The organism is Klebsiella sp. 141162 (assembly GCF_050600755.1).
In the GTDB taxonomy this organism is placed as follows: Bacteria; Pseudomonadota; Gammaproteobacteria; order Enterobacterales; family Enterobacteriaceae; genus Klebsiella; species Klebsiella aerogenes.
The window spans coordinates 184,826-198,026 of record NZ_JAQIRI010000005.1 but is presented as its reverse complement, the minus strand read 5'-3'; the positions used below and the strand labels follow the sequence as shown (position 1 = coordinate 198,026).

Below are 13,201 nucleotides of genomic sequence, written 5' to 3'. Positions count from 1 at the left end.
GTCTCTTTTATTGAGTACGCGCATCCTGTATGATGCGCTCAGACTAACCTTAGCAACGCTGGTACTATTCCCTCACCATGACCCTTTTAGCTCTTGGCATCAACCACAAAACAGCTCCGGTAGCGCTGCGAGAACGCGTAACGTTTTCGCCGGATACGCTCGACAAGGCGCTGGAGAGCTTGCTGGCTCAGCCGATGGTGCAGGGCGGGGTGGTGCTATCAACCTGTAATCGCACGGAGCTGTATCTCAGCGTTGAAGAGCAGGACAACCTGCAGGAAGCGCTTATTCGCTGGCTATGCGACTTCCACGGCCTGAATGAAGAAGACCTACGTAAAAGTCTTTATTGGCATCAGGATAACGACGCCGTCAGCCATCTGATGCGCGTCGCCAGTGGCCTGGATTCGCTGGTGCTTGGCGAGCCGCAAATCCTCGGACAGGTGAAAAAAGCATTTGCTGATTCCAGCCGCGGTCATCTGAACGTCAGCGAACTGGAGCGCATGTTCCAGAAATCGTTCTCGGTGGCTAAGCGCGTGCGTACCGAAACCGATATCGGCGCCAGCGCCGTTTCCGTTGCCTTCGCCGCCTGTACGCTGGCGCGACAAATTTTTGAATCGCTCTCCAGCGTCACGGTGTTACTGGTTGGCGCGGGGGAAACTATCGAACTGGTCGCCCGCCATCTGCGCGAACACAACGTTCGCAAAATGGTGATTGCCAACCGCACCCGTGAACGCGCCCAGGCGCTGGCGGATGAAGTCGGCGCGGAAGTTATCGCCCTCAGCGATATCGACGAGCGCTTAAAAGACGCCGATATCATTATCAGCTCTACCGCCAGCCCGCTGCCGATCATCGGCAAAGGGATGGTCGAGCGCGCGCTGAAGGCGCGCCGCAATCAGCCGATGCTGCTGGTGGATATCGCGGTGCCCCGCGACGTCGAGCCGGAAGTCGGCAAGCTGGCCAACGCCTATCTGTACAGCGTTGATGACCTGCAAAATATCATTCAGCACAATCTGGCGCAGCGTAAGGCCGCGGCGGTGCAGGCGGAATCGATCGTCGAGCAGGAAACCAGCGAATTTATGGCCTGGCTGCGCGCCCAAAGCGCCAGCGAGACTATCCGCGAATATCGTTCCCAATCCGAGCAGGTTCGCGAGGAGCTGACGGCGAAAGCGCTTGCCGCGCTGGAGCAGGGCGGCGATGCGCAGGAAATCATGCAAGATCTGGCCCGTAAGCTGACCAATCGCCTGATCCACGCTCCAACCAAATCTCTTCAGCAGGCTGCCCGTGACGGGGATGATGAACGCCTGCATATTCTGCGCAACAGCCTCGGGCTGGAATAGCGCACATTTCTCTATTTAAAGACAGGGTGAATTCACGCCTATGAAGCCTTCTATTGTTGCTAAACTGGAAGCTCTGTACGAACGCCATGAAGAAGTTCAGGCGCTGCTTGGCGACGCCGCCACCATTGCCGACCAGGACCGTTTCCGCGCGCTGTCGCGCGAATATGCGCAGCTTGGCGATGTCGCCCGCTGCTATACCGACTGGCGCCAGGTGCAGGACGATATCGAAACCGCGCAGATGATGCTCGACGATCCGGAAATGCGCGAAATGGCGCAGGAAGAGCTGCGCGATGCCAAAGAAAAAAGCGAAGCGCTGGAGCAGCAGCTGCAAGTTCTGCTATTGCCGAAAGATCCTGACGATGAACGTAACGCTTTTGTCGAAGTTCGCGCCGGTACCGGCGGCGATGAAGCGGCGCTGTTCGCCGGCGATTTGTTCCGCATGTATACCCGCTACGCTGAAGCCCGCCGCTGGCGGGTAGAAATCATGAGCGCCAACGAAGGCGAGCATGGCGGATTTAAAGAAGTGATTGCCAAAATCAGCGGCGATGGCGTCTATGGGCGGCTGAAATTTGAATCCGGCGGCCATCGCGTCCAGCGCGTTCCGGCGACCGAATCCCAGGGGCGTATCCACACCTCCGCCTGTACCGTGGCGGTGATGCCGGAGCTGCCGGAAGCCGAAATGCCGGATATCAACCCGGCTGACCTGCGCATCGATACCTTCCGCTCCTCAGGCGCGGGCGGCCAGCACGTCAACACCACCGACTCCGCTATCCGTATTACCCACTTGCCGACCGGTATTGTCGTGGAGTGTCAGGACGAGCGTTCACAGCATAAAAACAAAGCCAAGGCGCTGTCGGTGCTGGGCGCGCGTATTCGCGCCGCCGAAGTCGCCAAGCGTCAGCAGGCGGAAGCGTCTACCCGCCGTAACCTGCTGGGCAGCGGCGATCGCAGCGATCGCAACCGGACCTACAACTTCCCGCAGGGGCGCGTGACCGACCACCGTATCAACCTGACCCTTTACCGTCTGGATGAAACCATGGAAGGCAAACTGGATATGCTGATCGAACCGATTGTGCAGGAATTCCAGGCTGACCAGCTGGCGGCGCTTTCCGAGCAGGAATGATGACCTTTCGACAGTGGCTCACTCAGGCGATAGCCCGGCTCGGCGCGAGCGACAGCCCGCGTCGCGACGCCGAGATCTTACTGGGGCACGTCACCGGCAAAGCGCGAACCTGGATCCTCGCTTTTGACGAAACCCTATTGACGGCGGAACAGTTGGCGGAACTGGAAGCATTGCTGGCGCGCCGCGCCAACGGCGAGCCGGTGGCTCATCTGGTGGGGCAGCGTGAGTTCTGGTCGCTGCCGCTGTTTGTCTCGCCGGCGACGTTGATCCCGCGCCCCGACACCGAATGCCTGGTCGAGCAGGCGCTGGTACGCCTGCCGCAGACGGCCTGCCGCATCCTGGATCTTGGCACCGGCACCGGCGCTATCGCTCTGGCGCTGGCCAGCGAGCGGGCGGACTGTCAGGTCACTGCCGTTGATTTTATGCCTGACGCCGCGGCGCTCGCCGCGCGCAATGCCGCCCATCTCGCTCTCAACAACGTGACCATCCTGCAGAGCGACTGGTTTAGCGCGCTCAAAGGGCAGCGGTTCGCGATGATTGTCAGTAACCCCCCTTATATCGATGAAACCGATCCGCATCTTGCTGAGGGCGATGTTCGCTTTGAACCGAGAACGGCATTGGTCGCCGCCGATCAGGGGCTGGCCGATTTGGCGCATATTATCCGTGAGGGACGACAGTATTTGTTGCCTGGAGGTTTTATGCTACTGGAACATGGCTGGAAGCAGGGTGAGGCGGTACGCGCATTATTTATTGAAGCAGGATACAGCGATGTCGAGACCTGCCGCGATTATGGCGATAACGAACGTCTGACACTCGGGCGTTGGCCGCACAAGGAGCAAACCGGCGAATGAATTTATTTACTGCAGTACTCTATTTACATATTGCCTGCGTGGTGACATCCGTCGGGCTTTTCGTGCTGCGTTACTGGTGGACCTACAGCGGCAGCGCGATGCTGAATCAGCGCTGGGTGCGTATTGCGCCGCATTGTAGCGATACGCTGCTGTTCCTCAGCGGCGCGGGATTAATGGCGATAACGCATTATCTGCCGTTTACTGAAGATGGCGCATGGCTGACTGAAAAGCTGTTTGGCGTTATCATTTACATCGCATTAGGATTTATCGCGCTGGGCCGACGTCGCCCGCGCCGCCAGCAGACCCGGTTCATCGCCTTTCTGCTGGCGCTGGTGGTGTTGTTCTTTATCGTTCAACTCGCCATCACAAGAATACCGTTACTGGGGTAAGGCATGAGGTCATTAGCTGATTTCGAATTTAACAAAGCGCCATTATGCGAAGGCATGGTCCTCATTTCTGAATTGATCCGCGACGACTTTCCGACGCACTTTGTGCAGGATGAGCTGCAGCGGTTGTTAACACTGGCGCAGGAAGAGATTGCCACCTCCTGGGATCAGGAGCGTCAGCTCGACCGACTGCTGGAATTGTTCTATCACGAGTGGGGCTTCGGCGCATCGCAGGGCATCTACCGCCTGTCCGATGCGCTATGGCTGGATAAAGTGCTGGTGAATCGCCAGGGGAGCGCCGTGTCGCTGGGAGCGATTCTGTTGTGGATTGCTCAGCGTCTGGATCTGCCGGTGGTGCCGGTTATCTTCCCGACGCAGATGCTGCTGCGCGCTGACCCGGATACCAGCGAAGAGATGTGGCTAATTAACCCATTCAACGGCGAGACGCTCGATGAACACACCCTGGAAGTGTGGCTGAAGGGGAACATTAGCCCGGTGGCTGAGCTGTTTAATGAAGATCTCGATGAGGCCGACAACGCCGAAGTGATCCGCAAACTGCTCGATACGCTGAAATCGGCGCTGATGGAAGAGCGGCAGATGGAGCTGGCCCTACGCGCCAGCGAAGCGCTGCTGCAGTTTAATCCAGAAGACCCGTATGAAATTCGCGACCGCGGGCTCATCTACGCCCAACTGGAGTGCGATCACGTGGCGCTGCTGGATCTCAATTATTTCGTTGAGCAGTGTCCGGAGGATCCGATTAGCGAGATGATCCGCGCGCAGATCAACACGATTTCACATAAACAAATTACATTGCATTAGTCTGGAACCATTCCGGTTACACCCTGATAAGGCGATCTTATGAAACAAAAAGTGGTTAGCATTGGTGATATCAACGTAGCAAACGACCTGCCGTTCGTGCTGTTTGGCGGAATGAACGTGCTGGAGTCCCGCGATCTTGCGATGCGTATCTGCGAACATTATGTGACCGTCACGCAAAAGCTGGGCATTCCGTATGTGTTCAAAGCCTCTTTTGATAAAGCCAACCGTTCTTCCATCCACTCCTATCGTGGGCCGGGTCTGGAAGAAGGGATGAAGATTTTCCAGGAGCTGAAGCAGACTTTCGGCGTGAAAATCATCACTGACGTCCACGAAGCCAGCCAAGCGCAGCCGGTGGCCGACGTGGTTGATGTGATCCAGCTGCCGGCGTTCCTCGCGCGTCAGACTGATCTGGTGGAAGCGATGGCCAAAACCGGCGCTGTTATCAACGTCAAGAAACCGCAATTCGTCAGCCCGGGCCAGATGGGCAACATCGTCGATAAGTTCATTGAAGGCGGTAACGACAAAGTGATCCTCTGCGATCGCGGCGCCAACTTCGGCTACGACAACCTGGTCGTAGATATGCTCGGCTTCGGCGTAATGAAGAAAGCGTCCAACAACTCGCCGGTTATCTTTGACGTGACCCACGCCCTGCAGTGCCGCGACCCGTTTGGCGCTGCCTCAGGCGGCCGCCGCGCTCAGGTGACGGAACTGGCCCGCGCCGGGATGGCGGTGGGTATCGCCGGTCTGTTCATTGAAGCGCACCCGGATCCGGACCACGCGAAATGTGACGGCCCGTCCGCGCTGCCGCTGGCTAAACTGGAACCGTTCCTGAAGCAAATGAAAGCAATCGACGATCTGGTGAAAAGCTTCGACGAGCTGGATACCAGCAACTAAGTTTCGTTGAGCAGTAAAAAAGCCTGCCGGTTTCGTCACCGACAGGCTTTTTTTTGGCATTATTGCTGATTACCCGGTCAGGCAAATATCGTCATCAGGTAGGCGGCGAACAGCGCCAGATGCGCCGCGCCGTTAAGGACATTGGTGCGCCCGGTTGAGAACGAAATATGGCACAGCACCAGCGACGCTACCATCACCACCATTTCCGGCGCGCCAAGGCCGAAGCGGAGTTCATTGCCGGTAAGGAAGGCGATAAGTGTAACGACAGGCACCGTCAGGGAAATCGTCGCCAGTACCGAACCAAAGAAGAGGTTCATCGCGCGCTGCACCTGGTTATTCAGTACCGCTTTCAAGGCGCCGAGTCCTTCCGGTGAGAGGATCAGCAGCGCCACCAGGAAGCCGGTAAAGGCGACAGGCGCGTTCATACTGGTCAACAGCGTTTCCAGCGGATTTGCGTTCATTTTGGTAACGGCGATAACCGCAACCAGGTGTACCAGTAACCAGGCCGTGTGCCAGCCGCTGCTGTGCGCCGATGGCTTACCGTGATGCGGGTCGTCATCGTCGCTGTCATCTTCATGCTCGTAGACAAACAGGCTCTGGTGTGTTTTGGTCTGAATGAGCAGAAATACGCCGTACATGGCGGCGGAAATCAGCGCCACCAGCAGCGCCTGGCCGGTGCTGAAGTTGGCGCCCGGCAACGCCATCGGGAATACCAGCACGATAATCGCCAGCGGGAAGAGGGCGATCAGGTACTGCTTGATACCAAACAAATTCATATACTGCGTGGCGAATTTACGCCCGCCCAGCAGTAATGAGAAACCGACCAGACCGCCGGTGACGATCATAATGATTGAATATAACGTATCGCGCATTAGCGTTGGCGCGGCGTCGCCGGTCGCCATTAATGCGGAAATCAGGCTCACTTCAAGAATGACCACTGACAGGCTCAAAATTAATGAACCATAGGGCTCGCCGAGGCGGTGAGCAAGGACGTCGGCGTGGCGAACCACGCTAAATGCGCTACTCAGAATCCCGACCAGCGCCAGAATATTAATCGCAACGACCACTGGTAGTGATTGACTGCTTCCCCAGAGAAACAGCACCACCAGTGCTAAAACCGGAAAAACGAGGGAGGTCTCCTTGTGGCGGGTCTTAACCGCCTCATGTGCATGTGTCATGAACCATCTCCATTTATGCAGGTGTTATAATTATAGATAACGTAAGTTAATAAAATAACAGACATTGATAGGTTTAATTTGTATTTTTACTTAAATTTACCACTCTTGCATAAGAAATGCGTTGGTCTGTCAAAAAAGGCTGTTACGTATGTTTTGTACATATTTTTCAGATAATTACTAAAATTCATTTCTCAATATTCCTGTGATTTGCCAACCCGGGAATTGTGTTCCAGACTTAGTTTTTATCCTGATTCTGGAGGTCATTATGCCTTACCGCAGTAAACAAGAGCTTCCCGATAGCGTTCAGCACGTCCTGCCGGAACACGCGCAGGAAATTTATAAAGAAGCTTTCAATAGCGCCTGGGATCAATATAAAGACAAAGCCGACCGTCGCGATGATGCCAGCCGTGAGGAGACGGCGCATAAAGTCGCCTGGGCGGCGGTTAAAAATGATTATCAAAAGGGCGATGACGACAAATGGCATAAGAAAAAGTAATCACTTTTGCGATCTAATTTTTTTTCAGACCCCTTGTCAACGCTCCGTTAATTGCTTATTGAGTAATAAAGCTGGATAATAATTCAGCAATATTCACGGATGGCACAGATTATCGCCGGGAAGCAGGCAGTGGCGGAGGTAGTAGAAAGTGTTAACTCGTGATTTCTTAATGAATGCGGATTGTAAGACGGCGTTTGGCGCGATTGAGGAATCGCTGCTGTGGTCGGCAGAGCAACGGGCAGCCTCGCTGGCGGCGACCCTGGCCTGTCGTCCGGACAACGGTTCGGTGTGGATTTTCGGCTATGGTTCGCTGATGTGGAACCCGGCGCTGGAATACAGCGAATCCTGCACCGGTACGCTGCCAGGTTGGCATCGCGCGTTTTGCCTGCGCCTGACCGCCGGTCGCGGTAGCGCACATCAGCCGGGCAGGATGCTGGCGCTGAAGGAAGGCGGGCGCACCACCGGAGTAGCCTATCGTCTGCCGGATGAGACGCTGGAGCAAGAGCTGACGCTACTGTGGAAGCGAGAAATGATCACCGGCTGCTATTTGCCCACCTGGTGCCGTCTTGAGCTTGATGACGGGCGTACGGTGAATGCGCTGGTGTTTATCATGGATCCGCGCCACCCGCTGTATGAATCCGATACCAGCGCGCAAACCATCGCGCCGCTAATTGCCCGCGCCAGCGGGCCGCTCGGCACCAATGCCCAGTATCTCTTTTCGTTGGATCAGGAATTACGCAAGCTCGGTATGCGTGACGCCAGTCTTGACGATCTGATTATCCAGGTGCGGCATCTGGTCGGCGAGGCGAGCCAACCCGGGCTTGCATAAAAAACGCCCGGTCAGCCGGGCGTTGAGGTTCAGGCAGGAACGTAGCTAATGGAGTGCTCCAGCGACTGGCTATGGCTGTCGATCAGCACGTTCCAGGTGCCGCTATAGGGCACGGTGAGATAAGCGCTGTCCCTGTCCTGCACGCTAAAAATATCGGCGTGGCTGTCGCCGGCGGCCTTGGCGCTCATTAAGTGAATATGACAGCGCTCCGAACAGCGTACCACCAGCGTATCACCGCCGAATAACGTCAAACTTGCTTTTACCATTGCCATTTTCATACCCCGTTTCTGTCTCTGAATACATCAACCCGCGCGTGATATTGTTCACACTTTGCTCGTTGCATAACACCAAAGGGGGAGCGTGTGGATGATGATTTCGATCAACAAAATGAATAACGATTAAACAAAAATGACAATCTTCCTGAAAGCGTTCAGCTGGCGTACTTTTGCATCAGCAATAGCCACCAGCCTGACATTTAATCCTGTTAATGGCGATTAATTCAGAAGGTCAGCACTTTATCCGCCGCCAGCGTCCACTGCGCCAGCTCGACCAGGGTTCCCACTTCCACGCCATCGACTAATGGCAAATGGGTGATCCCGCGTCCGTCCGTGCAGGTTTTGCAGAGTTTTACCGGCACATTCTGCGCGGTGAGGATCTCCAGCATCTGCTGAATGTTATAGCCTTCCGCCGGTTTCTGTCCGCGCAGCCCGGCGGTCACCGCATCGGACATTAAAAACAGCTTCAGATCGAGGTCTGAATTCTGCTCGCGCAGGGCGATAGCCAGACGCAGGCTATTAAACAGGGATTCGCTGCCGTAGGCGGCGCCGTTGGCGACAATCACAATACGTTGCATAAAGACTCCTTTTATCAGGCACGGTTATTGCTTAGCTTTACCTAAAGACGTAATTCGGGAGGGGGTATGAATAATACGACCGGCATGACGCCTGAAGCAATCGGCTGGTTTCATTATGCGCGCCAACTACAAAAACAGCAGCTCCGCCAGCTAACGCAGCAAGGGACGCTGGCGAGCGAAATAAGTGGGTTGGTTCATATGCTGCAGTGCGAGCGCGGTGCCTCCAATATGTGGCTCTCTTCCGATGGCCGCTTGTATGACGCCGAGCGTCGGGCTGGCGGGGCGCTGGTGGACGCGCGCTTAAGCGCTTTTTATGCTGCGCTGCAACCGGCGCGGGAATCCGCCAGCAGCGCGCTGTGTTGGCGAATAGCCAGCGCGGTGTGGTATCTGGCGCAGCTTCCGGCGCTGCGGACGGCGGTGCAAGGCCGCGCGGTGGACGCTCAGGAGGCCACTCAGCGTTTTAGCCGTATTATTCGCCATATATTGAATATTGTGCCGCAGTTGAATGACAGCATTGACGATCCGCAGATCGCCGGGCGTATGGTCGCCCTGTACAGCTTTATGCAGGGTAAAGAGCTGGCGGGCCAGGAGCGCGCGCTGGGAGCGTTGGGCTTCGCGCGCGGCCAATTTAACGGCGAGCTCCGTCAGCTACTGGTTGACCGCATTGACGGTCAGCAGCCCTGTTTTGACAGCTTTCAGGCACTTTCCGGTCTGCCACGGACGCTTGAGCTGATGCAGGGTTGCGAAGCCGGGCGCGAGATAGAGCAACTGCGGCGCATCGCCTGTACCCGCCAGCCCTCGGCGGACGAAGGGGCCGCGGCGCACCGCTGGTTTAGTCTGCAAACTGAACGGATTGAGCAGATGCGCGGTCTGGAGGAGGCGTTGATTGCCGATCTGCTCAGCGCGACCCGGCAGTTGCTAGAACGTGGAGAAGACGATATGCCGCCGCTGCAATGGCCTGAAGAAGAGTGCGGCGATAGCCTGACTTTGCGCCTAGATAAGCAGCTTCTGCCGCTGGTCCGCCAGCAGGCGTGGGAACTTGAGCAACTTTCCGGCCAACTGGCCTCATTGAAAGCGACGCTTGAGGAGCGCAAGATTATTGATAAGGCGAAAGCGCTGCTGATAAGCCATCAAGGGATGCAAGAAGAACAAGCCTGGCAGGCGCTGCGTAAAATGGCGATGGATAAGAACCAGCGGATGGTTGAAATCGCCCGCGCGTTGCTGACGGTGAAAGCTCTGCTGCCGGACTCATCGTCAAATTGAATGCACAATCAGCGAGCAGGGTTGCCTGACGATGGTGCAATCGTTTACGCGGCGGAGCGGTAAAACGACGCCTGGCGGGCAATGATAAATTGGCATCTGCTTTGCATTACTGAACTTGAGTGAATCAACAATTTGAGATAACGGGCCAACGGCGGTCTGAAGATCTCTGGATAAAGGCGTCCTGCGGTGCGAAAGCACTGCCGGGCGCTTTTTTTTGCGCGTTCTGGAGCGGCTATGGGCGATAAAGTTTTCATTTCACGACGGCGTTTTTTGCAGGTCGGGGCAGCGCTGAGCGGCGCTATGCTGCTGCCCGGCGTGATGCAGGCGGCGTGGGCGGCGGGTTCCGATAAACCGGAGTTGGCCACCGTGCGGGTCGGATTCATCCCGCTAACCGACTGCGCGCCGCTGGCGATTGCGGCATTGAAAGGATTCGATAAAAAGTATGGCATCAGCCTGCAGCCAAGTAAGGAGGCCAGTTGGGCGGCGGTGCGCGATAAGCTGGTTGCCGGCGAACTCGATGCGGCGCATATCCTCTACGGCATGCTGTATGGCCTTGAGCTTGGTATTGCCGGCAAACCGCAGCAGATGGCCAACCTGATGACCCTGAACCGCAACGGTCAGGCGATCACCCTCTCAAGTGACCTGCAGGCGCAAGGCGTTAGCGATAGTCATGGGCTCAAGCGGCTGATCGGCCAAAAAGCGCCGGGCAGCTACACCTTCGCCCACACCTTTCCTACCGGCACCCATGCGATGTGGCTCTATTACTGGCTGGCCAATGCCGGTATCGATCCTTTCGCCGATGTGCGCATGGTGGTCGTGCCGCCGCCGCAAATGGTAATGAACATGCGCATCGGCAATATGGTTGGCTTCTGCGTTGGCGAACCGTGGAACGCGCGTGCGATCAACGATCGCATTGGTTTTACGGCGGCAACCAGCCAGCAAATCTGGCCAGATCATCCAGAAAAAATTCTCGGCGCGCGCAGCGATTGGGTGGTGCGCTACCCAAATACCGCAAGGGCGCTGGTGGCGGCGCTGCTGGAGGCACAGCGCTGGATTGAAGCGTCTGCCGACAACACCCGCGAAACCGCGCGGATCCTCGCCAGACGCGCGTGGCTCAACACGAAAGAACAGTACCTTAGCGGTCGAATGCTTGGCGAATACGACAACGGCATCGGCAAACGCTGGCGCGACGATCACCCCATGCGCTTCTTCCAGCAGGGCGAAGCCAGTTATCCGTGGCTTTCAGACGGCATGTGGTTCTTAACCCAATTCCGCCGCTGGGGCCTGCTGAAAAGCGCGCCTGATTATCAGGCGGTAGCGCAGCGTATCAACCGCATCGACCTGTGGAAAGAGGCGGCGCAGGCCGTGGGCGGTATCACTGCGCCAACGCAAACGCTACGCAGCAGCACGCTGCTGGACGGCAAAGTGTGGAACGGCATCGACCCGGAAGGGTACGCCGCCAGTTTCGCCATTCAACATAAGGGGACATGAGATGAAACCAGCCATTAACACGCAGCCGCGCGCGCAGACGTCAACCGCGCCGGGCGAAATCATTGTCCTGCCGCCGCTGCAGGTGCGCAAAGCTACACCGTTCGCCAGGCGCTGGCTTAATGCCGCGCTGCAGCGTCTGCTGCCACCGCTGCTGGGCCTGGGTCTGCTGCTGCTCGGCTGGCAGCTGGCGGCGATTGGTACGAAAGGCTTCCCGACGCCGCTGAGCACCCTGGATTCGGCGCTGACGCTGTTTTCCGACCCGTTCTACCGCGACGGACCGAACGATATGGGCATCGGCTGGAACGTGCTGGCTTCGCTGCAACGGGTTGCGGTGGGCTTTGGTTTGGCGGCGCTGGCCGGTATTCCGCTGGGCTTTCTTATCGGCCGCTCGCTGTTCTTTGCGCGAATGTTTAATCCGCTCATCGCGCTGCTGCGCCCGGTGAGTCCGCTGGCGTGGTTACCGATTGGCCTGCTGTTGTTCCAGAAGGCGGAACCGGCTTCCAGCTGGACCATTTTTATCTGCTCTATCTGGCCGATGGTCATTAACACCGCGGAAGGCGTCAGGCGTATCCCGCAGGACTATCTCAATGTGGCTCGCGTGCTGCAGCTGTCGGAATGGACGGTGATGCGCAAAATCCTCTTTCCGGCAGTGCTGCCTGCGGTATTAACCGGCGTGCGGCTATCGATAGGCATTGCCTGGCTGGTGATCGTCGCCGCCGAGATGCTGACCGGCGGGTTGGGTATCGGGTTTTGGATCTGGAATGAATGGAACAACCTCAATGTGGAAAACATCATCATCGCCATCGTCATTATCGGCGTTGTCGGCCTGCTGCTAGAACAGGGGCTCATATTGCTCGCCCGCCGCTTCAGCTGGCAGGAAAAATAAGGAGTCGCTATGAAACCATTAATTCAGGTACAGGCCGTCAGTCAACGCTTTAACACCGCCAGCGGCGAGTTCCTGGCGCTGCAAAACGTCTCTTTTGATATTCACGAAGGGGAAACCATTAGCCTGATTGGCCACTCCGGATGCGGAAAATCCACGCTATTGAACCTGATCGCCGGGATTACCCAGCCTACTGAGGGCGGACTGTTATGCGATAACCGTGAAATTTCCGGGCCGGGGCCTGAACGGGCTGTGGTGTTTCAGAACCATTCGCTGCTGCCATGGCTGAGCTGTTTTGACAACGTGGCGCTGGCGGTGGATCAGGTGTTTCGCCGCACCATGAGCAAGGCAGAGCGCCGGGAGTGGATCGAACACAATTTACAGCGAGTACAGATGGGGCACGCGCTGCACAAACGGCCGGGAGAGATCTCCGGCGGTATGAAGCAACGCGTTGGCATCGCGCGCGCGCTGGCGATGAAGCCAAAAGTGTTACTGCTTGATGAGCCTTTTGGCGCGCTGGACGCGCTCACCCGAGCCCATCTGCAGGACGCGGTAATGCACATCCAGCAGGAACTGAACACCACCATTGTCGTGATCACCCACGACGTCGATGAAGCGGTGCTGCTTTCCGACCGGGTGTTAATGATGACCAATGGCCCGGCCGCGACGATCGGCGAGATCCTTGACGTTAATCTGCCGCGTCCGCGTAGCCGGGTCCAACTGGCGGAAGATAACCGCTACCACCACCTGCGTCAGCAGATCCTCCATTTCCTCTACGAAAAGCAGCCGAAAGCGGCGTAA

At 57.0% G+C, this 13,201-nt stretch carries 15 protein-coding genes; 12 read left to right on the top strand and 3 right to left on the bottom strand.

All coding sequences use genetic code 11. The annotated features are described in order from the left end of the window. Positions 1-77 precede the first annotated feature (77 nt). The 6 genes from hemA to kdsA are packed head-to-tail and all read left to right on the top strand — an operon-like array spanning position 78 to position 5,407. Positions 78-1,334, top strand: coding sequence for a glutamyl-tRNA reductase (gene hemA / locus PGR23_RS16065; protein ID WP_015367110.1), 1,257 nt, complete (start codon positions 78-80; stop codon positions 1,332-1,334). A 40-nt stretch (positions 1,335-1,374) separates the two neighbouring features. Next, on the top strand, positions 1,375-2,457 hold the full coding sequence (prfA, locus tag PGR23_RS16060) for a peptide chain release factor 1 (RefSeq protein WP_015367109.1): 1,083 nt from the start codon (positions 1,375-1,377) through the stop codon (positions 2,455-2,457). Next, complete coding sequence (gene prmC / locus PGR23_RS16055; protein ID WP_047046764.1) at positions 2,457-3,308, top strand: peptide chain release factor N(5)-glutamine methyltransferase; 852 nt, start codon at positions 2,457-2,459, stop codon at positions 3,306-3,308. The genes prfA and prmC overlap by 1 nt, the downstream gene beginning before the upstream one ends. Next, complete coding sequence (sirB2, locus tag PGR23_RS16050; protein ID WP_015367107.1) at positions 3,305-3,697, top strand: invasion regulator SirB2; 393 nt, start codon at positions 3,305-3,307, stop codon at positions 3,695-3,697. The genes prmC and sirB2 overlap by 4 nt, the downstream gene beginning before the upstream one ends. Positions 3,698-3,700: 3 nt before the next feature. Then, positions 3,701-4,513: an invasion regulator SirB1 gene (gene sirB1, locus PGR23_RS16045; RefSeq protein ID WP_045393803.1), complete on the top strand. Its 813-nt coding sequence runs from the start codon at positions 3,701-3,703 to the stop codon at positions 4,511-4,513. 39 nt (positions 4,514-4,552) lie between these two features. Continuing rightward, the gene (kdsA, locus tag PGR23_RS16040) at positions 4,553-5,407 is read left to right on the top strand and encodes a 3-deoxy-8-phosphooctulonate synthase (RefSeq protein ID WP_015367105.1); all 855 of its coding nucleotides are present in this window, start codon (positions 4,553-4,555) and stop codon (positions 5,405-5,407) included. Between the two features lie 77 nt (positions 5,408-5,484). Here kdsA and chaA read toward each other — a convergent pair whose 3' ends face one another. Next, positions 5,485-6,585 carry a sodium-potassium/proton antiporter ChaA gene (gene chaA, locus PGR23_RS16035; RefSeq protein WP_015367104.1) on the bottom strand — a complete coding sequence of 367 codons (1,101 nt, stop codon included), beginning with the start codon at positions 6,583-6,585 and terminating at the stop codon, positions 5,485-5,487. 265 nt (positions 6,586-6,850) lie between these two features. Between chaA and chaB the strand changes: the two genes are divergently transcribed. Both chaB and PGR23_RS16025 read left to right on the top strand, forming a co-directional pair. Next, positions 6,851-7,081 carry a putative cation transport regulator ChaB gene (chaB, locus tag PGR23_RS16030; RefSeq protein ID WP_015367102.1) on the top strand — a complete coding sequence of 77 codons (231 nt, stop codon included), beginning with the start codon at positions 6,851-6,853 and terminating at the stop codon, positions 7,079-7,081. A 148-nt stretch (positions 7,082-7,229) separates the two neighbouring features. Then, a complete protein-coding gene (locus tag PGR23_RS16025) occupies positions 7,230-7,910 on the top strand; it encodes a gamma-glutamylcyclotransferase (RefSeq protein ID WP_015705085.1) in 681 nt (226 codons plus the stop codon). Positions 7,911-7,939: 29 nt separating this feature from the next. On the opposite strand, the gene PGR23_RS16020 is transcribed toward PGR23_RS16025, so the two are convergent. Both PGR23_RS16020 and PGR23_RS16015 read right to left on the bottom strand, forming a co-directional pair. Then, a complete protein-coding gene (locus PGR23_RS16020; RefSeq protein WP_015705086.1) occupies positions 7,940-8,182 on the bottom strand; it encodes a DUF1883 domain-containing protein in 243 nt (80 codons plus the stop codon). 227 nt (positions 8,183-8,409) lie between these two features. Continuing rightward, on the bottom strand, positions 8,410-8,763 hold the full coding sequence (locus PGR23_RS16015) for a DsrE/DsrF/TusD sulfur relay family protein (protein WP_047046759.1): 354 nt from the start codon (positions 8,761-8,763) through the stop codon (positions 8,410-8,412). Between the two features lie 66 nt (positions 8,764-8,829). Between PGR23_RS16015 and nasR the strand changes: the two genes are divergently transcribed. The 4 genes from nasR to PGR23_RS15995 all read left to right on the top strand — a co-directional run bounded on the left by nasR (position 8,830) and on the right by PGR23_RS15995 (position 13,201). Further along, complete coding sequence (nasR, locus tag PGR23_RS16010) at positions 8,830-10,026, top strand: nitrate regulatory protein NasR (RefSeq protein ID WP_047046757.1); 1,197 nt, start codon at positions 8,830-8,832, stop codon at positions 10,024-10,026. A gap of 234 nt (positions 10,027-10,260) precedes the next feature. Further along, positions 10,261-11,517 carry a CmpA/NrtA family ABC transporter substrate-binding protein gene (locus PGR23_RS16005; RefSeq protein WP_047046756.1) on the top strand — a complete coding sequence of 419 codons (1,257 nt, stop codon included), beginning with the start codon at positions 10,261-10,263 and terminating at the stop codon, positions 11,515-11,517. Between the two features lies 1 nt (position 11,518). Continuing rightward, positions 11,519-12,403 (top strand): nitrate ABC transporter permease, encoded by an 885-nt coding sequence (gene ntrB / locus PGR23_RS16000; protein ID WP_045361320.1) that lies wholly within the window; start codon positions 11,519-11,521, stop codon positions 12,401-12,403. 9 nt (positions 12,404-12,412) lie between these two features. Then, the gene (locus PGR23_RS15995) at positions 12,413-13,201 is read left to right on the top strand and encodes an ABC transporter ATP-binding protein (RefSeq protein WP_047078765.1); all 789 of its coding nucleotides are present in this window, start codon (positions 12,413-12,415) and stop codon (positions 13,199-13,201) included.